Consider the following 26,713-nt stretch of genomic DNA (forward strand, 5'->3'; position numbering starts at 1 on the left):
TATCTTTGCTCCAACTGCAAGAATCGACTTGCTCGTCAAAGTCCAATTGAATCCACTGCTGCTCCCCAATTTCCAATGAGCATAGTTTCTCTTTTTTACTCCTCCCATCTTACCAAATAATCTCGCTCAAAACCGCCTCTTTGCCTGTGACATATTTGTGGACATTGATTTTGACCTCATTTTTTCATTTTTTTATTACTGGTTTTTTTTTTTTTTTTAAATAAACCTTATGTAGTTTTATACATGTATTTCAGGAGTGCTCACCCTATATTTTTGAACACAAAAAAGCGGCCGGAGCCGCTTTACATTGTTTCTACTATTCCGTTTTGCAATAAATACATTTTATGGTAAAGCCCGCGTTCTGCTAGCAATTCTTGATGCGTGCCGCGTTCGACGATTTCGCCATGATGGAGGACTAGAATCTGATCTGCATCTTGGATCGTACTGAGCCGGTGCGCAATCGCAATTGTCGTCCGCCCTTTTCGCATGCGTTCAAGCCCTGCCTGGATCGCAATTTCCGTTTCCGTGTCAATATTCGCTGTCGCTTCATCCAGCACTAAAATTTTCGGATTCGTTGCCATCGTCCGGGCAAATGCCACCAGCTGCCGCTGTCCGCTTGAAAAAGTCGAACCGCGTTCTGTGACGTCCTGCCGGTAGCCGTTCGGCAACGCATGGATAAACCGGTCAGCTTGGACAAATTCAGCCGCTTCCTGCACTTCTGCATCCGTCATCTTTTGGTTATGAAGGCGGATATTGCTTTCGATGCTGCCATAGAAAAGGAAAGGATCTTGCAGCACCAAACCGATTTTCTTCCGGAGCTCCTGAGATTCGTAATTCTTAACCGATTTCCCATCAATTAAAATGTCTCCTTTTGAGAATTCATAAAAACGCATCAATAAATTGATGATTGAACTTTTGCCGCTCCCCGTATGGCCGACAAGTGCAACCGTCTCGCCAGGCATTGCTGTAAACGAAATATTTTTCAGCACGTCTGTTGTGCCGTCATACGAAAAACTGACGCCTTTAAATTCAATCCGGCCATCTTCTATCGTGCCAGCCGTGCTGTTTTGAGCAGGCGCCAAGTCGTCTTCGTCCAGGAGCGAAAAAACACGCGCTGCAGCGACAATCGCCTGCTGGAAAATGGAAAGCCGCTGCATGACTTGGTTGATCGGCTCAAAGAACCGGTCAATATAGGTCACAAAAGCATAAATCACTCCGACTTCAACGGTATTTGAAAAAGAAGTGATGCCGAAATAGCTCAATAAAATAATTAGCGCCAATGCATACACCAAATCGATGGCGGGCCGCAGCAGCAATCCGTCAATTTTGATGTTGCGTTTTCCTGCTTGCCAGTGCTGCTCGTTGATGCCGCTGAATTCGTCTTTCAAACGCTCTTCCTGCCCAAATGCCTGGATCATGCCCATCCCTTGGACGGATTCTGAAATCTTGGCATTCAATTGCCCAAGCCGTTCGCGCAGATCCTGATAAAACACGGAACTGTATTTGCGGTACAGATACATGATCCAAAACAGAATCGGCAAAAGAACGAGCGAAATCGCCGCCAATTTCACGTTCAGGAAAAACATCGCAATATAGACGCCGATAATCAAGAAAGCGCTCTGGATAAAGCCGATCAAGACGCTGACAAACATTTCCTTGATCGCTTCCGTATCATTCGTCACTCTTGAAACGATGCTGCCGGCCGGCGTTTTGTCAAAATAGCGCATGCCGAGATTCTGGACTTTGGCAAAAACATCGATGCGCATTTGCTGAATGATCTTTAAAGCCGCTTCCTGGAATTTCAGCAATTGAAAATAACTGATCACCACATTGGAAATCTGGATGAATAAATAGCCTACTGCCAGGCCAACGACCGGGCCTGTTGGAAAATTACCCGGCGTCAGAAAATCATCGATAAACGTTTTAATGAGGAATGGCCCCAACACATCTCCTAAAACGGTCAATACCAGAAGCAGCATAGCAAATGCCAGCATTTTCTTGTGGGGAATCAAATAAGTCAAAAGGCGCTTAAACACAGTCCATTGGTCTTTGCCGGTAAGCGTCGGCTGTTTTTCCATTATACCTCGCCTCCCTGCTCAACGAGCGCCTCTAATTGCTGGAGCTCATACATTTCATAATAACGCCCTTTTTTCCGCATCAATTCATCATGGGTTCCAATCTCCGCCACTGTCCCTTCGTCCATGACGAGGATTTGGTGTGCATGTTGGATCGCACTAAGGCGGTGCGACGTAATAATCGTCGTCTGCCCGCTGCGCGTTTCTTTCAACGACGACAAGATGGCTTCTTCCGTTTTTGCATCAACTGCTGACAACGAATCGTCTAAAATCAGCAGTTCCGGCTTCATCATTAACGCACGGGCGATTGAAATCCGCTGTTTCTGCCCGCCGGAAAGAGAGACGCCGCGTTCTCCGACCACGGTTTCATAGCCATGCGTGAAATTCAGGATATCTTCATGGATATAAGCGAGTTTAGCCGCCGCCTGAACTTCCTCCATCGTCGTATCCGGCCGGGCAAATGCAATATTGCCGGCAACTGTCGTTGAAAACAAGAAATGCTCTTGCGGCACATAGCCGATCGCTTCGCGCAAGCTCTGTTTTTTGTATTCATTGATCGGAATGCCGCCGAAGGTGATTTCACCTTCGTATTGATCAAATTCCCTCAATAATAAACGCAGGATGGCCGATTTCCCGGATCCGGTCTTTCCTGCAATGCCAAGGGTTTCGCCGCGTTTTAAACGGAAATGGATGTTTTGGAGAGCTGCCCGCTCATCATTGGTGAAATGAAACCGGTCAAGAGCAAACACCAGGTCTCCTTTCGGCTCCAGGTCAACGGCGCCTTCCTGGTCTTCAATTTCCACCGGTTCAGAAAGCAAAAGCCGGATGCGGTCATAAGACGCGCGGCCGCGTTCGACGATATTGAATAGCCAGCCAAATGCGAGCATCGGCCACACAAGCAATCCAAGATAGGCGGTGAACGCGACAAGGTCACCGATGGTCATGCTGCCGGAAACAACAAAATACGATCCGAATCCAATCGCCAAAAGGTAGCAAATGCCGATGATGGCCGAAATGGTCGGGTCAAACAGCGAATCGACGCGCGCCACTTTAATATTTTCATCGACTACCGTATGAGACAGCCTTTTAAAGTCTTCGATGTCTTCATTTTCCTGGCCAAAAGTCTTGATCACTTTCATGCCGGAAATGCTTTCCTGCGTCTTGTCATTCAAACTCGAAAAGGCTTCTTGTGCTTTGTGGAAACGCTGATGCATCAGTTTGCCGTAATAGTTTGTCATGAAAGCCATCAATGGAAGCGGGAGCAGAACAATCAACGTTAATTTCCAGCTGACCGTGAGCGCCATGGCCGCAATGACAAAGCCCCCGGTAGCCAAGGAATCGACAAGAGTCAAAACGCCGGCCCCTGCAGTCTGCTGGACGGCTTGAATATCATTCGTTGCATGGGCCATCAAATCGCCGACCCGCCGCTTCTGATAAAATGTCGGAGACATCCGGGTAAAATGCCGGAAAAGCTGTTCCCGTAAATTTCTTGCCAAAAGAATGGAGGATCCGAAAATCATGATCCGCCATGCATAGCGAAGCGCGTACATGGCGAGTGCAGCACCCGCCAGCACTCCGAGCCACATCAGCAAATATGAAACTGTCAACGTCCCTTTGCTGATTTCATCCACCACAAAACCGATAATCCGCGGTGGCAACACTCCAAGAAATGCCACAATCAACAGCATGAATATACCGCCAGCATAATGAAGCTTCCGTTCTTTAAAAAACCATCCTAATTCGAAAAACACACGCATATTCTCTTCCCCTTGCTGTACGATATGGAACTGCATAAATTGAACAAGATATACTTTTATTATTCTATCAATACCGTTGTGGAAAAGGAATAACTATTTCGATTCTTGAAATAAATCAGACTCTTGACTGAGATTGCTTGTATAAAACAGCATAAAAAAACGGAATTCCTAAGGGGGATAGGAATTCCGCTCAAAAGGCGCCGATAGCGGGTACCAAGCGCTACGGCTTTATAACATTGGACTTGATTACCCGATGAGTTGCTTGGCAAGTCCCAACTGGTGGTGTACTTGTTCAAAGCCTGTGCCGCCGAGTGAGTTGCGGCGTTTAACAGCGGTTTTGGGCATTAGCGTCTCATAAATATCTTCGTCAATCAAAGCACTTGCTTCTTGAAGGTCGGCAAGCGGCAGATCTTTTAAATAATAGCCCCGCTGGATGCACGTAAAGACCAGTTTCCCGGTGACGTCATGCGCTTCACGGAAAGGCATGCCTTTCGCTGCCAGGTAATCGGCAAGTTCCGTGGCATTGGAAAAGTCGGAATGGACCGCTTTTTCCATCGAATCCGTCCGGACAGTCATCGTACGGACCATGCCTTCAAATATCGGCAAAGAGCCCATCAAGGTATGGACAGTGTCAAACATGCCTTCTTTATCTTCCTGCATGTCCTTATTGTAGGCGAGCGGCAAGCCTTTCAAAGTTGTGAGCAAACCAAACAGATTGCCGTAGACACGGCCGGTTTTGCCGCGGATCAGCTCTGCCATATCAGGATTTTTCTTTTGCGGCATGATGCTCGAACCGGTGGAAAAAGCGTCATCCAATTCAATGAAGCGGAATTCTTCGCTCGACCAAAGAATGATTTCTTCCGCAAAACGCGACATATGCATCATCAGCATTGACGCGTTGCTTAGGAATTCGACGATGAAATCACGGTCGCTGACAGCGTCCAGGCTGTTCTGGTAGACGCCTGAAAAGCCGAGCAGGCTCGCTGACAGTTCCCGGTCAATCGGGAATGTCGTCCCTGACATCGCTCCTGCGCCAAGCGGCGAAAGGTCAATGCGCTTGAGGGATTCCGACAAACGTTCCTTATCGCGCTGGAGCATCCAGAAATACGTTAGCAAATGATGGCCGAATGAAATCGGCTGTGCCCGCTGAAGATGGGTATAGCCCGGGACAATCGTTTCCACATGGCTTTCTGCCTGATCCACGATTGCCGCCTGAAATGCAGTTACAGCTTCTATTATTTCTGTTACCCGGTTTTTCAAATAAAGATGCATATCGGTCGCTACTTGATCGTTTCGGCTTCTCGCTGTATGGAGCTTGCCGCCGACCGGACCGATTTCATCGATCAGGAATTTTTCCAAATTTAAATGAATGTCTTCATTGGCTACACTGAATTCCAAATCGCCAGCTGCCGCTTTTTCTTTCAGCGTCTCCAGCCCGGATAGGATGAGCGCCGCATCTTCTTTTGAAAGAATGCCGGAAGCCGACAGCATGTTGACATGGGCCGTGCTGCCTTCTAAATCTTCAAGTACAAGTTTTTGGTCAAAAGAAATCGAAGCGCCGAACTCATCCACCCACTGTTCGGCCGATTTCTGGAAACGGCCTCCCCACAGTTTGGTCATGACTGAACGCCTACCTTCACATTTTCAGGGATCGCAACTTCTTTTTTATTGACCTGTGCATTGACGACCGTCGGAAGCCCCCACAATTCAATGAAGCCGACAGCCGATTCATGGTTGAATGTATCATCCGTTGAATAAGTAGCCAGTTGTTCGCTGTAAAGAGAATTTGCTGACTTACGTCCTTCAACGATGGCATGGCCTTTAAACAATTTCACACGCACCGTGCCGTTGACGAAAGTTTGCGTTTCTTCTAAAAAGGCTTGAAGCGCTGTACGAAGCGGCGAGAACCAAAGGCCTTCGTAGATCAATTCGGTCAATTTCTTTTCAATTACCGGCTTGAAATGCGCCATTTCTTTAACAAGTGTAATATCTTCGAGTTCTTTATGTGCCGCAATCAATGTCATCGCTGCAGGAGCCTCATAAATTTCACGTGATTTGATGCCGACCAGGCGGTTTTCAACATGGTCGATTCTGCCGACGCCGTGCTTGCCTGCAAGCTTGTTCAATTCCAGGATCAAGTTCGTGAATGAGTAAGAAACACCGTCTAATTGGACGGGAACACCGTTTTCAAATTCAATTTCCACGACATCCGGCGTATCCGGCGTATTTTCCAACGCATTTGTAATGTCATACGCATCTTCCGGCGGCGCAGCCCATGGATCTTCTAGAATGCCGCATTCGTTCGCGCGGCCCCATAAATTTTGGTCAATCGAGAATGGGCTGTCCAAGTTGATGGGAATCGGCACATTGTTTTCTTTCGCATAAGCGATTTCCTCATCACGCGACCATGCCCAAGCACGAACCGGCGCAACCACTTCAAGTGCCGGGTTCAATGATTTGATGGAAACTTCAAAACGGACCTGGTCATTGCCTTTCCCCGTACAGCCGTGCGCGACTGCAGTCGACCCGGTCGCTTCGGCAATTTCCACCAATTTTTTCGAAATCAATGGACGGGACAAGGCAGACACAAGCGGATATTTGCCTTCATATAAGGTATGCGCCTGCATGGATATAAGTGCATATTCATTCGCGAATTCTTCTCTTGCATCGATCATATAGCTTTCAACCGCTCCTACTTGAAGCGCTTTTTGTTTAATAAAGTTTAAATCTTTGCCTTCCCCGATATCCAGGCACACAGCGACGACGTCGTAGCCTTGTCCTTTCAGCCACGGAATGGCCACCGATGTATCTAATCCACCTGAGTATGCGAGTACGATCTTTTTATTCAATATGAAAACCTCCAATGTATTTTTATGCATTATCTAATATGAATATTCATATACTAACATGGAATATTTATTAGCGCAAGTGAATTTAATTACATTGAAGCAAAAAAAGAAAAGCAGCCGCAGCTGCTTTTCTTGTTGAAATATTCGCACAAATTCAGGATTTCCTACTAACACTTAAGATTGGCAAAGAAAGCTTATTCTCCGCCAATTGTATATTCATGTGTATCCAAGTCGATTTTGACTTCAGACATTTTGCCGTTCTCCATATTAGTGAACAGGAAGCCGATTTCGTTTTCGCGGACAATCGGCTGGCCGAGCATCAACAAGCGCGGCAGTTTCTCGCCTTCGATAAAAGCGGTCAAAGCTTCGGCCTGTTCCACTGATGCTTCATCTTCCTGGATGGAAACCGTTTCGGCCTTGCCTTCCATCGGGAACGAATCTTCGAGCGGCCCTTTATAGTCTACGACCACTTTCATGCCCGTGCGGATATCGCTGATCACGCCGTCTTTCTGTTCCTTGCCGTCATCATGCTTTATGCTAACTTCTTCCGGAATCGTAAAGTAAATATTGTTGACGAGAATCTGGTCGGTAGTCACTTGCGTGATAAATCCTTCTTCCGTCATCGCTTGCTGCTGCTCCGTCGCAACTTCTTCTTTTTTAGGTTCTTCCACTTTCGGCTTTGCCTCTTCATCATTTGAACACGCGGCTAAAAATAACAAACTTGTCATCACCATTGCGAATTTCTTCAACATAACCCATTCCTTTTCGTGTTAATCTCAGTTGTGCTGTCCATATTTAGAAAAGTCCAACGGCTTCATTTTACCCTCTAACCTGCCATTACGCAATATCAAACGAAAGAAGGGCGCTACGCTTTTTGGTAATAAAACAGGCCGTCGCTGTCCAGCCTTTCGGTAATGAGCCCATCTTCCAAAAGATAATCGATCTGGCCAATCGTTTCGGAAAGCGTCAATCCGAGTTCTTTCACATACGCATGCGGGAACAATTCTTTAGCAAGCATATAAACTGTTTTTTCCTCGTGCGCAATCATGTTCAATACTTTCATGGCCCGGAGATGCTGCTTTTCCAAACGGGAAGTGATCAATTCTTTCATATTGTAGACTTCTTCACCATGTCCGCTGTAAATGACCTGGATCGGCATTTTCAATAGCCGCCCGAGCGACTCATTGTATTGAAGCAATGATTTTGGCCGCCCCTGGTCCGGATCAAGCGGCGGTTCAATCAATGGATTGGACGATACTTTTGCAATGACATGGTCGCCGCCGATCATTTCGCCCGTTTCTACATTCCAAAATGACAAATGGCTTTGCGCATGGCCCAGTGTCTCCATGGCTTTCCATTCCGCATGGCCTGGCAAGGCATCCCCTTCGTTAATCGACATGTCGAGCGGCCGGCTGCCCATCAGATTCAGCGGCCGCTTCATCTTTTTGACCCAGTATTCCAAGTCATCCGGCACACCTTCTTCTTTTAAGCGTTCCAAATAGAAGGCATCGTGGTATTGAAAAAAGGCTTCATCTCTCCTTAACCATAAATCGTTATAGGGATGTCCGTACAATTTTGCATTTTCAAAACCATCCACCCAGCCAGCGTGGTCGGGATGGTGGTGCGTTAAAATCACTTGTTCAATATCCTGCGGGCGCAGATTCACTTCACTAAGCCCCGCTTTTATCGCTTCCCATGCTTCTGGCGTTTTTGGCCCCGCATCGATTAACGTCAGCGCGTCGCCTTTTAATAAGTAGGAGTTTACATCTCCTACGGCAAAAGGTGTCGGAATAATAATCTTATGTATACTCATAAATTCAGCTCCTTAAAGAATGAATGGCTATTCATCTATCATACAGCTTAAGAACCGTGTCGTCACGCCTAAAAGCCAATTGACAAACGTTCAATCCACCCCCTATAATGGCAGTTACATAGCCGAGCGAAGAAAAAGACCAGTAAAGACGGTGATGGTGTAAAGAGAGTGCACTGATGGTGAAATGTGCATCCCCGCTCCCTTCTTGAACCTACTTTTGAGCTGCCGTGAAAACACGGACGTTTTATCCGCGGTAAGGATTTCGAGTCGTGCCGTTTATCGGCAAACTTAGGTGGTACCGCGGAAATTAAGCGTTTTCGTCCTTGCAGATGCTGGGACGGATGCGCTTTTTTTATTTGGCGCTTCCCCGGATTTTTGGAATATGCGAAAACTTATATTGTGACTTTTGACAAAGGACGTGAGGCAAATGAATATTGTATGTGTAGGCGCCGGTTCAATGGCAGAATCCATGGTTCATGGATGGATTCAAAAGAAGATTTTGAAACCTGAAGAAATTGCGGTGACAAACAAGTCCGATAAAGAACGGCTGGAATTCCTAAAAGACGAATATGGCGTGAAAATCGTCCAGGAAGAAAAGAATGAATTGAAGAATGCGGATTTCATTTTACTGGCTATGAAGCCTAAAGATGTGGAAGCCGCTTTAACGAGCATTAAAGACAAGCTTTCAGGAGATGCTGTCATTTTATCGGTAGTGGCTGGCGTTTCGATCCAGACCATCCAAAAATACGTCGGCAATTTGCCGGTGGCGCGCGCAATGCCAAATACGTCGGCAAAGATCGGCAAATCCGCTACCGGTGTGGCCTGGAGCCGCTACGTTTCCACAAACCAGCAGCACGATTTGCGAAACTTGCTGTCGTCGATCGGCGGCGTCACTGTCGTAGAAGAAAGCCAGCTTGATGCTGTAACGGCAGTGGCCGGCAGCGGCCCGGCATATATCTATTATTTTGCAGAAGCGATGACGGAAGCGGCTATACAAAATGGCCTGTCCCCTGGCGATGCCAAAAAATTGGTCCGGCAGACATTTTCCGGAGCTGCTGATATGCTGCAGCACGAGGATTTTGCTGAGCTGCGGAAAAAAGTCACGAGCCCGAACGGAACAACTGCTGCAGGCATCGCTGCGCTTGAAAAAAATGACTTCAAGGGAATCGTCAGCCAATGTGTCGAACAAGCAGCGGCCAGATCCCAAGCTTTAGGACGAGAGTTTGAATAAGGTATTTTGCTATACTTAAACTCTGATTGTTTTGTAAATAAGAGGAGGCATTTGGAATGGCAAAATTATTCGAAGAATACACCATCAAAAACACAACCTTTAAAAATCGCATCGTCATGGCCCCGATGTGCATGTACCAAAGCGATAAAGAAGACGGCCAGGTCACTGACTGGCACCGGGTCCATTATCCGGCGCGTGCTGTCGGCCAAATAGGGCTCATTATTCTGGAGGCTACAGCTGTCCAGCCGCAAGGCCGCATTTCTGCTCAGGACCTTGGGATCTGGGAAGACGGGCATATTGAAGGATTGGCTGAACTTGTACGCCTTATGAAATTGCATGGCTCGAAAACCGGCATCCAATTGGCGCATGCCGGAAGAAAAGCGACGGTAGACGGACCGATTCAAGCTCCGAGTGCAATCGCCTTTAGTGACCAATACAAAATGCCGGAGGAAATGAGCCTTACGGAAATCAAAGAAACAGTCGAAGCGTTTAAAATGGCAGCTGAGCGTTCGAAACAAGCTGGATTTGATGTGATTGAACTGCACGCAGCACATGGTTATTTGATCAATCAGTTTTTATCGCCGCTTAGCAATAAACGCAGCGATGAATATGGCGGATCATCTGAGAATCGCTACCGTATCTTGAGAGAGATCATTGATGCTGTAAATGAAGTATGGGACGGTCCTCTATTCGTCCGCATCTCAGCCCATGATTATACGGAAGGCGGCATGACGCCGGGATTGTACGTAGAAATGGCGAAGTGGATGAAAGCCCAAGGAGTGGATTTGGTGGACGTCAGTTCAGGAGCTGTCGTTCCAGCAAAAATCAACGCTTTCCCAGGATATCAAGTGCCGTTTGCAGAAACGATCAAACATGAAACCCCTATCGAAGTCGGCGCTGTCGGATTGATCACAAACGCGCTCCACGCAGAAGAAATTCTGCAAAACGGCCGCGCGGATTTGGTCTTCCTGGCCCGTGAATTGCTCCGTGACCCCTACTGGGCATATACTGCAGCGAAAGAGCTGAAATCGGATATCGACGTGCCAGTGCCCTATAAACGCGGATGGGTGTAAGGCAGTTGCAAAAAACTCAAAATTTAGTATACTAAAAGTAATACAATGAAAGATGGACGGGTCTGATTCAGGCTTGGACTTCTTCATAAAAAAACCGAATGCAAAGCGCATTCGGCCAGCTGCTTACCGCCTGAGAGCGGTTTGGCTGGAACTCGGCTTTAGAAAATAACCGTCATTCCTCACCACAGGGACGGTTATTTTTTTTTATTTATGACGAGAATCAACGACACAACAAAAGTTAACGCACTAATGGTCAGGCCAATGCTCGTAAAAACAAGCCCGAATGATTCTGTAATCGTCATTTCACCACCCCCTTTCCTGGGGAATGGCCGTACCGCCCTCTGCAGCTGTACCTTTATTTTAACACAAAAAGAACGTATGTTCTATTATTTGCATAAAAAATTTTGAACTCTCAAAAAAAGCCATCTTTTTATCGATGGCTTTCCATTTTCTTCTTAAATTTTCGTGTATGCAAATTCCAGTCGAATTCCATGAAATCCCGGGCAATTTCCAGATCCGGAAAGAGGTCTTTAACCTGATTTTTCAAGGTTTTTTCGTCTTCCGGCAAAAACCTCGCGCTGATGTGATTCGCAATCAGCAATTTCGCTTCTGCTCTCCGTGCCGTTTCAGCTGCGTCGGAAATGGTAGAATGGCCATAGTCTTTCGCTAATTTCTGCGTCTTCGCATCAAATGTGGCTTCATGGACCACAACGTCCGCCCCCCGGCTTAAATCGATGGCCGCTTGGCAAAAGCGGGTATCGCCCAAAATAGAGACGACAAATCCTGGCTCTTCCGCTTCTGTCACTTCAGAGCTTTTTACGATTTTTCCGTCTTCAAGCACCACGTCTTCCCCGCGCTTCAGTTTCGCGAGCAGCGGGCCTTTCGGTACACCGAGCAGCGTCGCTTTTTCAATATTTAATTTCGGCGGCCGCGGTTTTTGGGTGATCCGGTAGCCGTAAGATGGAATGACATGGTCCAGCAGAGCCGTTTCAACCACCATCTTGTCGTCTTCAAAAATGCGGCCTTCCAGCTTTTCAATAAAAACAAGCCGATAGGTCAAGTGGGTCCGGCTAATTTTCAAGACACTTTCCACAAATTCCTGGATGCCTTCAGGCCCGTAGATTTCAAGCGGCTGATCGCTCCCTTGGAACGACCTGGAGCCGAGCAATCCCGGCAATCCGAAAATATGGTCGCCATGCAGATGGGTAATGAAGATTTTCTCGATTTTCCGGGGTTTCAATGTCGTATGAAGGATTTGATGCTGAGTGGCTTCCCCGACATCGAAAAGCCAGATGGTGCCGCGTTCTTCAAGCAATTTAAGTGCAAGCGAACTGGTATTTCGCTGTTTGGACGGCATGCCCGCTCCGGTTCCAAGAAATAATAATTGCATAATCCCCCTACTTTCTTTCGTGGTCATCCAAAAAGTCTTTGCTGAAGCTCGTTTTTGAATCATACGAGGTTTTTTTTAGTTTGACCCCTTTGCTCAGCACATTTTTGCCGAACTTTGTTTCTAGCTGCGAAATCAAATTCAGGATCGGCTCTTCTTTCGCATGCTCCTGAAAATTAAATATGGATAGCTGTTCGGTCATATCTTCTTTTGCCGCTACGTTTGATACCGTCACGCCCACTAGCCGCAAGGGCTCCCCGTTCCAATTTTTGATGAATAGCTGCCAAGCGTTGCGAAAAATATCATCGGCTTTCCATACCGTATTTCTTAATGTGACGCTGCGCGTCCGATTTTTCCATTCAGAGCTGCGGGTCTGAATGCTGACAGTAGGCCCAGCCAATTCCTTTGCTTCCAACCGGTTTGCGACTTTTGCGCTGAGGTTCCGGAAGATCACCCTTAAATTTTCTTCATCTGTTTCGTCAATCGGCAAAGTGGTGGAAGTTCCAACGCTTTTTGTATCGTAGATAGATTCCGGATCCACTGCCCGGTCATCTATTCCATTGGCCCGATTTTGCAGCCTTAAGCCATTCTTGCCCATCTTCTCTTTGATTAATCCAGGATTGGCCAAAGCTAAATCGCCAATCGTCGCGATTTTTAAGTTTTTCAGCTTTTCTGCTGTGCTTTCGCCGATGCCGTGCATTTCAATGACGGGGAGCGGCCAAAGCTTCTCGCGGATTTCACGTTTTCTCAATATGGTGATGCCCATAGGCTTTTTCATATCCGAGGCCGTTTTTGCCAGGAATTTATTCGGCGCAATGCCAATCGAACAAGGAAGATCCAGTTCCGCTAAAATGCGCTGCTGTATTTCTTCCGCGAGCGAAACCGCATTCCGTTCCTGGGCCAGTTCAGTCATATCGATGTAGCCTTCGTCGATTGACACCGGTTCGACCAAATCGGTATAGGACCGCAGAATTTCGAACATGGCTTTTGACGCCGTGCGATACCGTTCAAAGTTCGGAGGCAACAGGATCAATTCCGGAAACTTTCGCTTCGCTTCAAAGACCTGCATGGTTGTGTAGATGCCATGCGCTCGCGCCTCGTAAGAGCAAGTCACGATAATGCCGCGCCGTTCTTTCGGATTCCCGGCAATCGCAATCGGCTTTCCTTTAAGGGTCGGGTCGTGAGATTGCTCAACCGAGGCATAAAAACTATTCATATCGATGTGGAAAATCACTCGCCCGCTCATGAAAATCGCTTCACTTTCGCTTTTTCTTCCATTTTAACAAAAAAAGAGAGAACAAACAGCTTGTTCTCCCTTTGTCCAACTTATTCGATTATTGGGCTTTCGTTGATTCTTTCACAATTTCAATCAGCATTTCAGCTAATTTCTCCAATTCTTCTACCGGGATGCGCTCTTTCGTCGTATGAATTTCTTCGTAGCCGACGCAAAGATTCGCGGTTGGAATGCCGAAGCCATTGAAGATGTTCGCATCGCTTCCGCCGCCGCTTGTCAAAACAGGCGATGGTCGTCCGATTTTTTGTGCTGCTTTTTTTGCAATTTGAACGACCCGTTCCGATTCTTCGAAACGGAAGCCCGGATACATCAACTTCACTTCCGTTACGGCCTTCCCGCCCATTTGTTTCGCCACCGTTTCAAAAACGGATTCCATATGCGCCGTCTGGGCAGCTAATTTGTCTTCACTGATGGACCGCGCTTCAGAAAGGATATGCACTTCGTCGCAGACGATATTCGTCGCTTGTCCGCCCTCGAAGCGGCCAATATTAGCTGTCGTTTCTTCGTCGATGCGGCCAAGGTTCATCTTCGCAATGGCTTTTGCTGCAATCGTAATCGCCGAAATCCCTTTTTCAGGTGCAACGCCTGCATGCGCTGTTTTGCCATGGATCGTCGTCCATAATTTTGCCTGATTCGGTGCTGACGTGACAATTCCGCCGACTTTTCCGTCGCTGTCTACCGCATAGCCGTATTCCGCAATTAACAGGGATGGATCCAGCTCTTTCGCTCCTGCAAGGCCGCTTTCTTCTCCAGCAGTGATGACAAATTGGATATCGCCGTGCTCCACTTGCTGTTCCTGGATTGTCCGGACCATTTCAAACAACGCGGCTATTCCGGCTTTATCATCCGCACCGAGAATGGTCGTACCGTCTGATACCACATAGCCATCACGCACTTCCGGTTTGATGCCTTTGCCTGGCACTACCGTGTCCATATGGACGGTGAAATAAATGGCTGGCACTTCTGTAAAAGCGCCGCGCAGCGTTGCAATCAAATTGTTTGCCCCGTGCCCGTTGCGGACCGATGAATCATCTTCCGCCACGTGAAAGCCGATATCCTCTAATTTTCGCTTTAGCACCGAAGCGATTTCCGCTTCATTTTTTGTTTCCGAATCAATCTGGACCAATTCCAGAAACTCGTTTAATAATCTCTCCTTGTTCATCTGGCACCCCTCTTTTATAAAATCTATGAAAGTAAAGACATTCCAGTTTGAAAAGGAATGGAAAGGAACTTGTCTTTTGCGGACAACCGTTTCTCGTTTCTTTATTTGGTGCAGCGAATATGGCTGGCGAACCTGAACGGCCGTTTCCGCTTTTCTTATTGTCCAGCTGCAACGGCCAGCCTCTCGAGGTCTTAAGCCGTCTTGCCTGTGCGGCAAAAAGCGCCGCTTCGGCAATCCGTCTTAAGCTGGTCGAGGCTGAACGGCCGTTTTCGCTTTTCTTATTGTCCAGACTCCAACGGCCAGATTCTCGGACATAAGCCATCCTGGCTATGCGGCATAGAACGCCGCTTCGCCAGCTTGTCTTATGCCTGTCGAACCTGAACGGCCGTTTCCGCTTTTCTTATTACAGCGGCATATTCCCGTGCTTTTTCGCCGGTCTTGTATCTTTTTTATTGCGCATCATTTCAAGCGCCTGGATCAGTTTGATGCGGGTTTCGCGCGGATCGATGACGTCATCGACCATTCCGCGTGCAGCAGCCACGTATGGGTTCGCAAACTTTTCGCGGTATTCTTCGATTTTGGCAGCTCGCGTTTCTTCCGGATTATCGCTTGCCGCAATTTCGCGGGCAAAAATGATATTTGCTGCGCCTTGGGGCCCCATTACCGCAATTTCCGCATTCGGCCACGAATATACAAGATCGGCGCCGATTGATTTCGAGTTAAGCGCCACATAGGCGCCGCCGTATGCTTTCCGAAGAATAACCGTCATTTTCGGAACGGTCGCTTCTGAATATGCGTAAAGGATTTTCGCACCATGGCGGATAATGCCGCCGTGTTCTTGTTTGATGCCCGGGAAGAATCCGGTCACATCTTCAAACGTAATGAGCGGAATGTTGAACGAATCACAGAAGCGGATAAAGCGCGCCGCTTTGTCGGATGAATCGATGTCAAGGCCGCCAGCCATTACTTTCGGCTGGTTGCACACCAAGCCGACTGTTTCGCCTTTAATGCGGGCAAGTCCAATGACGATATTGCGGGCAAATTCCGGCTGCACTTCCATAAAGCTATCGGTATCCACTACTTGTTCCACCACTTTGCGGACGTCATATGGACGGATGGCTTCAAACGGCACAATGTCCGCAAGATCTGGCCGGTAATCGTCTTTTTCATCCACTTCCAGTCGCGGCGGCATTTCCTGATTATTTTGCGGCAAGTAGCTGATCAATTGGCGCACCATTTTCAGCACTTCCTGCTCGGAATCCGAACGGAAATGCGCATTGCCGCTTATTGCTGTATGTACGCGAGATCCACCGAGGTCTTCAGAAGAAATTTTCTCCCCCGTCACCGTTTCGATTACTTTCGGTCCGGTAATGAACATTTGGCTCGTTTTATCGACCATGAACACAAAGTCTGTGATGGCCGGCGAATAGACAGCGCCGCCTGCGGATGGTCCCATGATGACTGAAATCTGAGGGATGACGCCCGAATAGATGGAATTCCGGTAAAAAATATGGCCGTATCCGTCAAGGGACAGGACGCCTTCCTGGATGCGCGCGCCGCCTGAATCATTCAGTCCGATGAACGGCGCGCCATTTTTAGCGGCTAAATCCATCACGTTGGCAATCTTTTGGGCATGCATTTCGCCGAGCGCCCCGCCGAATACTGTAAAGTCTTGCGAAAATAAATAAATCGGACGTCCGTTCACTTTGCCGTATCCGGTAACAACCCCTTCGCCCGGCCCTTTCGCCATGCCAAAATCCGTCGTGCGATGTTCCACGAACGGGCTAAGTTCGACGAAGGAACCTTCATCGACAAGCAATTCAATGCGTTCCCGTGCCGTCAATTTCCCTTTTTCATGCTGTTTGTCAATGCGTTCTTCTCCGCCCCCGAGTTCAATCTCCCGTTTGCGGTCGTATAATTCATTGATTCTTTCGTAAATGTCCATTTCCCCACTCCTCAATCAATGCTTTTCACAAAGTTCGTATAATACGCCATTTGAAGATTTTGGATGCAGGAACGCCACTAAAGCACCGCCTGCTCCTGGATTTGCATGTTCACTTAACAACTGTACTCCATTATCCCGGAGTTCTTTCATACGGGATTCGATGTCATCTACTCCAAAAGCGATGTGATGGATGCCTTCCCCTCTTTTTTCGATAAATTTATAAACCGCTCCAGCACGATCCATCGGTTCAAGCAATTCCAGTTTAATGTTGCCCGCATCGATAAAAGCCACACGCACTTTCTGCGATTCCACTTCTTCGATTTTCAATAAAGGACAGCCGAGCGTCTCCGTATAATAAGGAAGCACTTCGTTGATGCTGCGCACCGCAATTCCGATATGGTCGACTTTCTTCATTAATTTCACTTCCTTTTTTATGTTCTCTTTTATTGTACAGATTCAGTTCGGAAAACTCTAGTTCTTCTTGAATATTTGGATAATGCCAAAGGTCTTCCTATAAAATGCATCTAAAATATGCTATGATAAAAACAAAGTTCAACTATCTAAAAAGGAGTTTCGATGGATGAGAAATAGTGCTTTCCGAAAAGTGATTGTCTACACAATGGTCGGTCTAATGCTGCTTTCAAGTTTGCTTATGGGCATCAGCTTCATCATTTAAGGGCTGCAAAATAGAAAAAGACGGAAAATCGCACTTGCCGATTTTCCGTCTTTTCTTTTTCAGCGCAGCCGTTCCACACAAAATTGATAGATGGAAGCCGTCGCCAGGCAATCGCCAAGCGCATCATGGGCATCATGCTCTAATTTCAAAAAAGCGGTCAGCGTCGTCAGCTTATGGTTCGGCGTCTCCGTAATCGCTCTTCTGGCAAGCTTCACGGTATCAATGACCGTATATTCCGGAATCGGCGTAATGTCTTCCAATGCATAAAGAAAGCCCATATCAAACGGCGCATTATGTGCAACAATCGGCAGTCCTCCAATAAAAGCAATCAGTTCGTGCGCCACTTCTTCGATTACGGGCGCATTTTCAACATCCTTGTTCGTAATGCCGGTGATCCGCGTAATGGTTCCGGAAATCGGGCATTCTGGATTGACCATTAAATACATCGTTTCTTTCCGCTCGTGCTGAATGTATTTCACAGCGCCGATCTGAATGATTTTATCGCTGCCGGAACGGAGCCCGGTCGTTTCAAAATCCAGTACGACGTAATCTTCAGGGGTCTGCATCGTTGATTTATATTTTTTAGGGCGCGCAGATTGGCTTCGGGTCCACTTCGGCCGCGTCTCTTTCATTTTTTGTTCCAGAATCTGTCTAGCATCACGTTTTTCCATGCTTTCCCTCCTCGGTTTCCTGCTTCCATTATACGCGAGTTTGTTTTAAATTTCTTTTTTCAGGCTATATATAGAATAAGACAACAACAAGGAGGAATACACAATGGCAGAAAACAACGGATTCGGAGACAAACTAAAAGGCACTGTCAGCAAAGCAAAAGGCGAAATGAAAGATCAGATCGGCAACGCAACCGATGATCCAAAAATGCAGCGCGATGGAAAAGCCGACAAATTAAAAGGCAAAGCACAAGACGCCATTGGCGATCTTAAAAACAAAAAATAAAACACAAAAACCGATGAAGGATCCCTTCATCGGTTTTGTGTTTTTATCAAGCGATAGCAGGTTTCGCACTTTTAAATCCTTTATAGGAAGATTTGATTTCCAAATAAGCATCCATCTCTTCAATCACTTGATATAAAGCAGCCATTGCCAGGAATTTATCGTGGGTATCGGGCAGCGGCATGTCCGCAAATTCATCTTTGACGGCTTGCAGCTTGCCGATATAGCGGTAAGCGGTATTGCCTGAATGGACATGGCTCGCCAGATCTTCCAAAAAATCTGCGATCAAATGGGAATGTCCGACAATTACCGGCAATGCTGTAATTTTAGGCAAGATGCGTTCGATGATTTCCAGTTGCTGCTCCCTCATGTCAAAGTAATGGTAATACTTGTTTTCAAGGCGGGTCACGTGGTTTTCAACATCCTGATAAGCGAGGGCTTTGGCATTTTTCAACAGCTCCGTGCTTTCCATCAATTCTTTTCCCGTCCAGTCCGATTCCCCTTGCCGGAGGTAATTAGCAATTTCCGAGAAAATCGAGGAGTACAGCACTTCAATCTGGTAGCGGTAATCGTCCAGCTTTTTCTCGATGCTCGGCATGTACATATTGACGGCGAGTGCCGTGCCAAAACCGACAGCCATGAGGGATAATTCATTGACAAACAGATCCAGCGTCAAGTTCTGGGAATCGTAAATATGCAAAAGAATGACCGAACTTGACACAAATCCATCCGCAAAACGGAGCGTCACCAAAGTCGGGATGAACAGCAAAATCATAATGCCGATGGTCAAAGGATGATACGCAATTCCTTCAAAAAACAGAAAAGCATAAGCAATTGCAATTAAACTCGCGACCAGGCGGGAAAAAGCAGCGCGGATCGATTTCTTTTTCGTCGGCTGGATGCAGAGAATCGTTAGGATTCCAGCCGAGACGTAATAATCAAGCTGCAGCAACTGCGCTAGCGAAATGGCAATCGCCACGCCCGCAGCTGTCTTCATCGTGCGGTAGCCGATCCGGTATTTCTTAAGTTTCATAGGCATCCCCTTATAAGAAAAGCGTAAACGGCCATTTAAGTTCGAAAGGCATAAGGCGAATGGCCGAAGCGGCGTTCTTTGCCGCACAGGCGAGGCGACTTATGACCCGAGAACTTGGCCGCTGGAGTCTGGACAAAAGAAAAGCGTAGGCAGCCGTCTAGATTCGACGGGCATAAGACAAGCTGGCGAAGCGGCGTGTTCTCAGCCGCACAGCCGGATTGGCTTATGACCCGAGAATCTGGCTGCCGAAGTCTGGACAATGCAGAAAAGCGTAGGCAGCCGTCTAGATTCGACGGGCATAAGACAAGCTGGCGAAGCGGCGTGTTCTCAGCCGCACAGCCGGATTGGCTTATGACCCGAGAATCTGGCTGCCGAAGTCTGGACAACGCAGAAAAGCGTAGGCGGCCGTCTGGATTCGGCGAATAAATACCAAACCTTTAACCTCCACATTCTCCGCAATAAAAAAATGCCCCTTTTTGAGGGGCATTCTCTTTAGATTTCTTCGCAATGCTCTTCAAAGATTTCTTGAATATGCGTGATTACAGACATCGGGTCATGCCCTTCAATTTCATGTCTGCCGATTTCATCAACCATTTTGCCATCTTTCATGAAGACGAACGATGGAGATGAAGGCAAGTGGTCTTCGCCGAAAATCGCACGTGCTTGAGCCGTTGCTTCTTTGTCCTGGCCTGCAAATACCGTTACTAAACGGTCAGGGCGCTTGTCGTAATGCACGGCATGCGTAGCTGCTGGACGTGCAATTCCGCCGGCACAGCCGCATACAGAGTTGATCATCACAAGGCTAGTCCCTGGCTGAGCTAATACATCTGTCACTTCTTCAGGCGTTTGCAATTGCGTATAGCCAGCGTCAACCATTTCCTGGCGGGCTTGCGTTACTATATCATTCATCAGAAAATTAAAATCCATTGCCATATCGAACACTCCTTATTTATTACTCTATTTATCATAGCAGGACTTGAAAAGAGTTGCAAAAAAGCTTACTCGAACAGATCCGCAATGGCTTGGGAAACCGTCATTTTTTCTTGAAGCACTTCGCGTTCCAGCATTTTCACCTGCTGGCTGCGGCTGGGGTCTCCATAAAAGCGGCCGAGCAATTCATCCGTGATCATGGATCGGAACCAATCCTTCGTTTGGTTTTGGCGCCGTTTCTGCCAATAGCCGCTCGACTTGATCAGCTCTTCAAATTCCCGGATCATGGCCCATGTTTCCTGGACTCCGGTCTTTTCGAATGAAGACACCGGCAGTGCCTGCGTTTTCCAGCCTTCGGTTGCCCGCTGCATAAAATGCAGAATCTGTTTGTATTCGCGCACCGTTTTTTGGGCAAGCTCCAGATTATGCTGGTCTGCTTTATGGACAATGATAGCATCAGCGAGCTCCAGTATGCCTTTTTTCATGCCCTGGAGTTCGTCCCCGGCACCCGTCAAGACGAGCAGCAGGAACATATCGACCATGCCCCGCACTAAGGTTTCGCTTTGTCCGACGCCGACCGTCTCAATTAATATGACATCATAGCCGGCGGCTTCGCAAAGAAGCATTGTTTCGCGTGTTTTTTTATGGACGCCGCCGAGTGTGCCAGCTGTCGGGGAAGGCCGGATGAACGCATTTGGATTTTTGGCCAATTGCTCCATCCGGGTTTTATCCCCTAAAATGCTTCCGCCGGTAATCGAAGAGCTCGGATCGATGGCAAGTACAGCCACCCGGTGGCCTTCCCTTGTCAGCATTTCGCCGAACGTTTCGATGAACGTGCTTTTGCCGGCTCCCGGCACGCCGGTGATGCCGAGGCGGATGCTGTTGCCGGTATGCGGCAGCAGCTGGTTCAACAGCTCCTGGCCATTCGTTTTATCCGCTGGATTCGAGCTTTCTAGTAAAGTGATCGCTTTTCCGAGATGCAGACGCGAACCGCTGCGCACCCCGTCAGCCATAACTTCCACATCGAACGGTTTAGCTTCCGGCTTTTTGAATTTTTTCCGCGGAGAAGACTTCATGCCGTCATGTGCGGCTTTCACGCCTTCCATGACACGACGCGACCCTTTTTGCCGGTCCATCAGTCTGCCACTTCCTCATATCCAAGGCGTACATAAATTTCCTCAATGACTTTTTGGGCAGCGACAGGAATGACTGTTCCAGGTCCAAAAATCGCACTCGCCCCGTTGTTGCGAAGGAACTCATAATCTTGCGCCGGGATGACTCCACCGACGACAATCAGAATATCCTCCCGGCCGATTTTTTTCAGTTCTGCTGCAAGGTCCGGCACCAAGGTCATATGGCCCGCTGCAAGTGAACTGACCCCGATCACATGGACGTCATTTTCCGCCGCCTGCTGGGCCGTTTCTGCCGGCGTTTGGAATAGGGGCCCGATATCTACATCAAAGCCGAGATCGGCAAATGCGGTAGCGATGACTTTCGCTCCGCGGTCATGGCCATCCTGTCCCATTTTCGCCACCAAAATGCGCGGTCTCCGGCCTTCATTTTCGATAAAGTCCTCAGTCATTTCCTTGACCGTTTCCATTTCCTGCTGATTGGAGAAGTTTGAGCTGTAGACGCCGCTCACCGAACGGATCACCGCTTTATGGCGGCCGGACGCGGCTTCGATCGCATCTGAAATTTCACCAAGTGTCGCCCGGTATCTGGCAGCTTCAACAGCGCATTCCAAAATGTTTGCTTCGCCAGTTTTCGCAGCTTCCGTCAACTTCGCAAGTGCTTCCTTCACTTTTTCCTCAGCGCGATTTGCTTTCATCTGTTCAATCCGCTCAATTTGTTTTTTGCGGACCATCGTATTATCGATATTCAAAATGTCGATCGGGTCTTCTTCATCTAAGCGGTATCGGTTAACCCCGATGATCACTTCTTCATTGGAATCGATCTGCGCCTGCTTTTTAGCCGCCGCTTCTTCGATTCTCATTTTCGGAAGGCCGGTTTCAATCGCTTTCGCCATTCCGCCCAGCTCTTCCACTTCCTCGATCAGCTGCCATGCTTTTTCCGTCAATTCCTTTGTCAGAGATTCTACGTAATAAGAGCCGCCCCAAGGATCGATCACTTTGGTCATCATCGTTTCTTCCTGCAAGAATAATTGCGTATTGCGGGCGATCCGCGCAGAAAAATCGGTCGGAAGGGCAATGGCTTCATCCAATGCATTCGTGTGCAGCGACTGGGTATGCCCCATTGCTGCAGCGTTTGCTTCGATCAATGTCCGCGTGACGTTATTGAACGGATCCTGTTCGGTCAAACTCCAACCCGAAGTTTGGGAATGAGTGCGCAATGCCAATGATTTTTCATTTTTTGGATCAAAGCTTTTCATCATTTTCGCCCAAATTTCACGGGCGGCACGCATTTTCGCGATTTCCATGAAATAATTCATGCCGATGCCCCAGAAAAATGACAAACGCGGCGCAAATGAATCAATGCCGATGCCGGCAGCAAGGCCGGTGCGGACATATTCCAATCCGTCTGCCAACGTATAGGCCAATTCGATATCCGCTGTCGCTCCTGCTTCCTGGATATGGTAGCCCGAGATCGAAATGGAATTGAATTTCGGCATCTTGGTTGATGTGTATTTGAAGATATCGGCAATGATCTGCATCGACATCGCCGGCGGATAAATATAGGTGTTGCGGACCATGTATTCCTTCAAAATATCATTTTGAATGGTCCCGGCCAGCTGTTCTGGAGTGACCCCTTGTTCTTCAGCCGCAACGATGAAAAATGCCATGATCGGCACCACAGCGCCGTTCATCGTCATTGACACGGACATTTGGTCAAGCGGAATTCCGTCGAATAAGATTTTCATGTCTTCTACACTATCGATCGCAACTCCCGCTTTTCCAACATCCCCCACTACTCGCGGGTGGTCAGAGTCGTACCCTCTATGGGTCGCCAAGTCAAATGCGACGGACAGCCCTTTTTGCCCCATCGCCAAGTTTCGGCGGTAGAAAGCATTGCTTTCTTCTGCAGTCGAGAATCCTGCATATTGCCGGACAGTCCAAGGGCGCGACACATACATCGTCGAATAAGGACCGCGGACATTCGGTGCAAATCCTGGAAGACTGTCCTCTGTTCCCGCTGCATCTTCTGCCTGATAAAAAGGTTTGACAGCAATGCCTTCGTTTGTTTCAAATGCCTCTTGCTGAAAATCTTCTGTTCGGGAAGCTTTTAGCCCATTCAAGTCAACTTTCGTAAAATCCGGTTTTTTCATTCTTGAACAGCCTCCTTTCCTAACTCTAAAATTCCCTCGAGTTTTGAAGTGATGTGTTTGCCTGTATAGATGGCATCGTTGATCTGGAAAGCTTTCCATTCCGCCATTTGCTGCTCCGGATATCTTCCTGCCACATCAACTACTGCATCTGTATCCAAGCCTTGGACAATTTCATCGATTTTTTCTTTCCCTCCGCATAAGACCGCGTACTGGATTTGATTTTCTGTTAAGAACTGATTCAATTGTTGCGCTGTCCGGATTTCCGGGCTGATTTCCGTCTCGATTCCACCGACAGCCAAAAAGCCTTGCACAAAATCCGATTGTGCTTTCACGGCTTTTAATGGGCCGAGATGGACAATCGCTGATTTCAGCATCACTTCTTTGCTGCGCGCCCGCAATTTCTCAAATGGCGCCGCCAACCGTTTCGCAGTCATATATTCCAGATGCGTCTCATCAATTTGGCCGTCTTTAACCGGTTCTTGCGGATTTGCATACACATTTGTGCCGATCAAGGACATTTCCCGGAGTGCCGCTTTTTCTTTGCGCTCCATCCACTTCGCTTGGATGTCATCAGTCAGCCAACCGGAATTCATCGCTTCTGTATAGCCGCCTGCCCCTTCGATTTCCAGGAAATAATTCCATGCTGCATCGATGTATTCATGGGTCAGCGTTTCAATAAAATAAGATCCTGCACTAACATCCATGACATGATTGACGTGCGTTTCTTCTTTAATGACCAATTGGACATTGCGTGCAATCCGTCGGCTCTGTCCGTCTGAAACGGTCAGGAAATCATGCGGATGGACCGTATGCGCATTTGTTCCGCCAAGCACGGCTGAAAAAGTGGCATTGCCTGCGCGAAGCAAATTGACGTATGGATCCAATTTTGAATACGAACGGACCGATGTTTCAGTGAAAATCGGGATTGGCGGGGCTTCCTCGCCATATGCTGAACAAAAGGCCGTCCAAAGCACACGGAACGCCCGCAATTTTGCAATTTCCTGGAAGAATGCCGTATCGACTGCAAAGCGCACCCACGTATTTTCAGCTTGATTTTGAAAATCTTCTTTATTAATTGTTTCCGCTAAAATGCTAAGCGCCATCCCAAGTTCATGGATTATAGTGCCTCCAGCATGATGCACAGGGATCGTATCAATAAGCTGCGTACGCACTTTTGGAGGCGCTTTCACAAATTCTTCCGAATAAATCACGCCTTGGACATTTGTCAGCTTGGCTTCATCGACAAAATCGAAGACGCGCAGAATTTGCGTGTCATCTGATGTCAACCGGAAGTACAACGGGAAACGTTCGATGAGTGCTGCCAATTCCTTCAGTTCGCTGTCATTCCATTCCAGGCGCTGAAAGCTTGTATAGACAATCATTTCATTTCCGCGTGCCAGGTCTTCTTTGACAGCTGCCAAATAATCCGTTGCAGTAGCCGCTGCCGTTTCCTGTGCAATGAACCATCCCGGCAGTTGCTTTCCGCTGCGGACAGCTTGGATCTGCTCATCAATCTTCTTGCCGGACTGTTCCAGCATTTCTTTTGTATAAAGAGGTTCGAGCGTTATTCCTTCAAGCGTTTTTGTTTTTAAGGTTTCATCGAACCGCTTGCCTTTCAATGCTCCTTCAGCGGCAGTTTGCCATTCTTCATATGTACGCTTCGAAAATTTAGTCTGTTTCATGGAATCGATTGTCACTGGGTTCCCTCCTCAAAGGCGATCTATCTTCATTTTACCCGACAGAGCACGGACATTAAAGGAAAAAAAGCCCGAAGTCCGAAGACTCCGAGCTTTTCTCTCTGCTTTAAAAAGTGGAAACCTCTGTTTCAAGAAATTAATAAACAGAAGTGTTGTCTTTGTTCATGTTTTCGAGAATTTCTTTTACGCGGGCCATGAACTGGCCGCAAATCAACCCATCCAATACGCGGTGGTCAAGAGACAAGCACAAATTGACCATATCACGCGCTGCAATCATGCCATTGTCCATGATCACCGGGCGTTTCACAATCGACTCGACCTGCAGAATCGCCGCTTGCGGATGGTTGATGATGCCCATTGATTGCACAGAACCAAATGAGCCCGTGCTGTTGACGGTAAATGTCCCGCCTTGCATATCAGCAGATTTCAATTTGCCGGAACGGGCTTTAACAGCCAATTCGTTGATTTCCTTGCCGATGCCTTTAATCGATTTTTCATCCGAGTTTTTGATGACCGGAACGAATAAGGCGTTGTCCGATGCGACAGCAATAGAAATATTGATGTCTTTCTTCTGGATGATTTTATCTCCAGCCCACATCGAATTCATCATCGGAAACTCTTTCAATGCCTGAGAAACGGCTTTGACGAAAAATGCGAAATACGTGAGATTGAATCCTTCTTTGCTCTTGAAATCTTTTTTCAAAGAATCGCGGTAGGAAACCAATTCCGTCACGTCGACTTCGACCATCATCCACGCATGAGGCGCTTCGTGCTTGCTCTTCAGCATATTGGCAGCAATCGCACGGCGGACACCCGTAACAGGAATTTCAATATCGCCAGGTGCACTTTCAATCGGCGCGGATTTCTGTGCCGGTGCTGGTGCAGATGGCGCTTGGGCTGGTGCAGACTCACTTGCAGCCGGACGGCTTTCTTCTTGGGCCGGCGCTGTAGGTGCATCCCCAGCTTTTGGAATATTGCCGCTTTCGATTAAGGCAAGCAAATCTTTGCGCGTGATGCGCCCTTCGTTTCCAGTGCCTTGCACTTGCGCCAAGTCGATGTCGTTATCTTGCGCGAGGCGCAAAACAGCCGGTGAATAGCGGGCTTTCGAACCTTCCGGACGGACAGGCTGTGAGGAACCTTTCGTTCCTTGCAAACCTTTCGTCACTTCCGTATCTGCAGCAGGCATGACGTTTTCTTTTCCGGCTTCAGATGGTTTTTCCTCTTCAGCCGGCGCAGCATCTCCGCCTTCGGTTTCGATCGTACAAACGATCGCTCCGACCTCCAGCGTATCGCCTTCGCTCGCAATCAATTCTTTAATGATACCCGTGAATGAAGAAGGCACTTCAGCCGTTACTTTATCCGTATTGACCTCAGCCAAAGGATCGTATTTATTGACGTGGTCTCCTGGCTGTACGAGCCATTTTTCAATGGTTCCTTCCGTTACACTTTCGCCCAGCTGCGGCATTTTAATATTTTCTATAGCCAAAAGGGATTCCTCCTTTTATTGAGTGCATCTTTTACTTTTCTTTGTTCACAACGGGCAACTCCTCGGGTCAT

22 protein-coding genes and 1 other annotated feature are annotated in these 26,713 nt (G+C 47.8%); of the genes, 4 read left to right on the forward strand and 18 right to left on the reverse strand.

The genetic code is table 11. From position 1 onward, the window contains the following. Positions 1-302: 302 nt before the first annotated feature. The 6 genes from BN1080_RS08845 to BN1080_RS08870 all read right to left on the reverse strand — a co-directional run bounded on the left by BN1080_RS08845 (position 303) and on the right by BN1080_RS08870 (position 8,494). Positions 303-2,078 (reverse strand): ABC transporter ATP-binding protein, encoded by a 1,776-nt coding sequence (locus tag BN1080_RS08845; protein ID WP_052651705.1) that lies wholly within the window; start codon positions 2,076-2,078, stop codon positions 303-305. Continuing rightward, positions 2,078-3,832, reverse strand: a complete 1,755-nt coding sequence (locus BN1080_RS08850; protein ID WP_052651706.1) for an ABC transporter transmembrane domain-containing protein — start codon at positions 3,830-3,832, stop codon at positions 2,078-2,080. The genes BN1080_RS08845 and BN1080_RS08850 overlap by 1 nt, the downstream gene beginning before the upstream one ends. 246 nt (positions 3,833-4,078) lie before the next feature. Continuing rightward, a complete protein-coding gene (gene argH, locus BN1080_RS08855) occupies positions 4,079-5,452 on the reverse strand; it encodes an argininosuccinate lyase (RefSeq protein WP_052651707.1) in 1,374 nt (457 codons plus the stop codon). After that, positions 5,449-6,681, reverse strand: a complete 1,233-nt coding sequence (locus BN1080_RS08860; RefSeq protein ID WP_052651708.1) for an argininosuccinate synthase — start codon at positions 6,679-6,681, stop codon at positions 5,449-5,451. Before BN1080_RS08860 ends, argH begins: the two co-directional genes overlap by 4 nt. A gap of 194 nt (positions 6,682-6,875) precedes the next feature. Continuing rightward, the gene (locus BN1080_RS08865) at positions 6,876-7,433 is read right to left on the reverse strand and encodes a DUF3221 domain-containing protein (protein ID WP_234398952.1); all 558 of its coding nucleotides are present in this window, start codon (positions 7,431-7,433) and stop codon (positions 6,876-6,878) included. A gap of 113 nt (positions 7,434-7,546) precedes the next feature. Further along, positions 7,547-8,494 (reverse strand): MBL fold metallo-hydrolase, encoded by a 948-nt coding sequence (locus BN1080_RS08870; protein WP_052651709.1) that lies wholly within the window; start codon positions 8,492-8,494, stop codon positions 7,547-7,549. Positions 8,495-8,614: 120 nt separating this feature from the next. Then, positions 8,615-8,822 (forward strand) — a binding site (T-box leader). A gap of 99 nt (positions 8,823-8,921) precedes the next feature. Here BN1080_RS08870 and proC point away from each other — a divergent pair. Together proC and namA are read left to right on the forward strand one after the other, a co-directional pair. After that, complete coding sequence (gene proC / locus BN1080_RS08875) at positions 8,922-9,725, forward strand: pyrroline-5-carboxylate reductase (RefSeq protein ID WP_110925613.1); 804 nt, start codon at positions 8,922-8,924, stop codon at positions 9,723-9,725. A gap of 56 nt (positions 9,726-9,781) precedes the next feature. Further along, complete coding sequence (gene namA / locus BN1080_RS08880) at positions 9,782-10,798, forward strand: NADPH dehydrogenase NamA (protein ID WP_052651710.1); 1,017 nt, start codon at positions 9,782-9,784, stop codon at positions 10,796-10,798. A gap of 430 nt (positions 10,799-11,228) precedes the next feature. Here namA and rnz read toward each other — a convergent pair whose 3' ends face one another. The 5 genes from rnz to mce form a co-directional block, all read right to left on the reverse strand. After that, on the reverse strand, positions 11,229-12,188 hold the full coding sequence (gene rnz / locus BN1080_RS08885) for a ribonuclease Z (RefSeq protein WP_052651711.1): 960 nt from the start codon (positions 12,186-12,188) through the stop codon (positions 11,229-11,231). A gap of 7 nt (positions 12,189-12,195) precedes the next feature. Next, positions 12,196-13,431 carry a DNA polymerase IV gene (locus BN1080_RS08890; RefSeq protein ID WP_052651712.1) on the reverse strand — a complete coding sequence of 412 codons (1,236 nt, stop codon included), beginning with the start codon at positions 13,429-13,431 and terminating at the stop codon, positions 12,196-12,198. Between the two features lie 88 nt (positions 13,432-13,519). Beyond that, the gene (locus BN1080_RS08895; RefSeq protein WP_052651713.1) at positions 13,520-14,641 is read right to left on the reverse strand and encodes a M20/M25/M40 family metallo-hydrolase; all 1,122 of its coding nucleotides are present in this window, start codon (positions 14,639-14,641) and stop codon (positions 13,520-13,522) included. A 403-nt stretch (positions 14,642-15,044) separates the two neighbouring features. Further along, a complete protein-coding gene (locus BN1080_RS08905; RefSeq protein WP_052651715.1) occupies positions 15,045-16,586 on the reverse strand; it encodes an acyl-CoA carboxylase subunit beta in 1,542 nt (513 codons plus the stop codon). A gap of 15 nt (positions 16,587-16,601) precedes the next feature. Further along, complete coding sequence (gene mce, locus BN1080_RS08910) at positions 16,602-17,000, reverse strand: methylmalonyl-CoA epimerase (RefSeq protein ID WP_052651716.1); 399 nt, start codon at positions 16,998-17,000, stop codon at positions 16,602-16,604. Positions 17,001-17,166: 166 nt separating this feature from the next. Here mce and prli42 point away from each other — a divergent pair, with 166 nt between their 5' ends. After that, positions 17,167-17,262, forward strand: a complete 96-nt coding sequence (prli42, locus tag BN1080_RS17215) for a stressosome-associated protein Prli42 (protein ID WP_199876604.1) — start codon at positions 17,167-17,169, stop codon at positions 17,260-17,262. A 59-nt stretch (positions 17,263-17,321) separates the two neighbouring features. On the opposite strand, the gene BN1080_RS08915 is transcribed toward prli42, so the two are convergent. Next, positions 17,322-17,933 carry a 3'-5' exonuclease gene (locus BN1080_RS08915; protein WP_052651717.1) on the reverse strand — a complete coding sequence of 204 codons (612 nt, stop codon included), beginning with the start codon at positions 17,931-17,933 and terminating at the stop codon, positions 17,322-17,324. Positions 17,934-18,036: 103 nt separating this feature from the next. Here BN1080_RS08915 and BN1080_RS08920 point away from each other — a divergent pair, with 103 nt between their 5' ends. Then, positions 18,037-18,216, forward strand: a complete 180-nt coding sequence (locus BN1080_RS08920) for a CsbD family protein (protein ID WP_052651718.1) — start codon at positions 18,037-18,039, stop codon at positions 18,214-18,216. Positions 18,217-18,262: 46 nt separating this feature from the next. Here BN1080_RS08920 and BN1080_RS08925 read toward each other — a convergent pair whose 3' ends face one another. The 6 genes from BN1080_RS08925 to BN1080_RS08950 form a co-directional block, all read right to left on the reverse strand. After that, a complete protein-coding gene (locus tag BN1080_RS08925; protein ID WP_052651719.1) occupies positions 18,263-19,246 on the reverse strand; it encodes an aromatic acid exporter family protein in 984 nt (327 codons plus the stop codon). Between the two features lie 492 nt (positions 19,247-19,738). Further along, complete coding sequence (locus BN1080_RS08930; RefSeq protein WP_052651720.1) at positions 19,739-20,179, reverse strand: BrxA/BrxB family bacilliredoxin; 441 nt, start codon at positions 20,177-20,179, stop codon at positions 19,739-19,741. 65 nt (positions 20,180-20,244) lie between these two features. Continuing rightward, the gene (gene meaB / locus BN1080_RS08935; protein WP_052651721.1) at positions 20,245-21,312 is read right to left on the reverse strand and encodes a methylmalonyl Co-A mutase-associated GTPase MeaB; all 1,068 of its coding nucleotides are present in this window, start codon (positions 21,310-21,312) and stop codon (positions 20,245-20,247) included. Then, positions 21,312-23,459, reverse strand: a complete 2,148-nt coding sequence (scpA, locus tag BN1080_RS08940) for a methylmalonyl-CoA mutase (RefSeq protein ID WP_052651722.1) — start codon at positions 23,457-23,459, stop codon at positions 21,312-21,314. The genes meaB and scpA overlap by 1 nt, the downstream gene beginning before the upstream one ends. Continuing rightward, positions 23,456-25,156: a methylmalonyl-CoA mutase family protein gene (locus BN1080_RS08945; RefSeq protein WP_052651723.1), complete on the reverse strand. Its 1,701-nt coding sequence runs from the start codon at positions 25,154-25,156 to the stop codon at positions 23,456-23,458. The genes scpA and BN1080_RS08945 overlap by 4 nt, the downstream gene beginning before the upstream one ends. 136 nt (positions 25,157-25,292) lie before the next feature. Beyond that, on the reverse strand, positions 25,293-26,642 hold the full coding sequence (locus BN1080_RS08950; RefSeq protein ID WP_052651724.1) for a dihydrolipoamide acetyltransferase family protein: 1,350 nt from the start codon (positions 26,640-26,642) through the stop codon (positions 25,293-25,295). Positions 26,643-26,713 lie beyond the last annotated feature (71 nt).

Origin of the sequence: Planococcus massiliensis (assembly GCF_000821325.1) — a bacterium.
GTDB lineage: Bacteria > Bacillota > Bacilli > Bacillales_A > Planococcaceae > Planococcus > Planococcus ruber.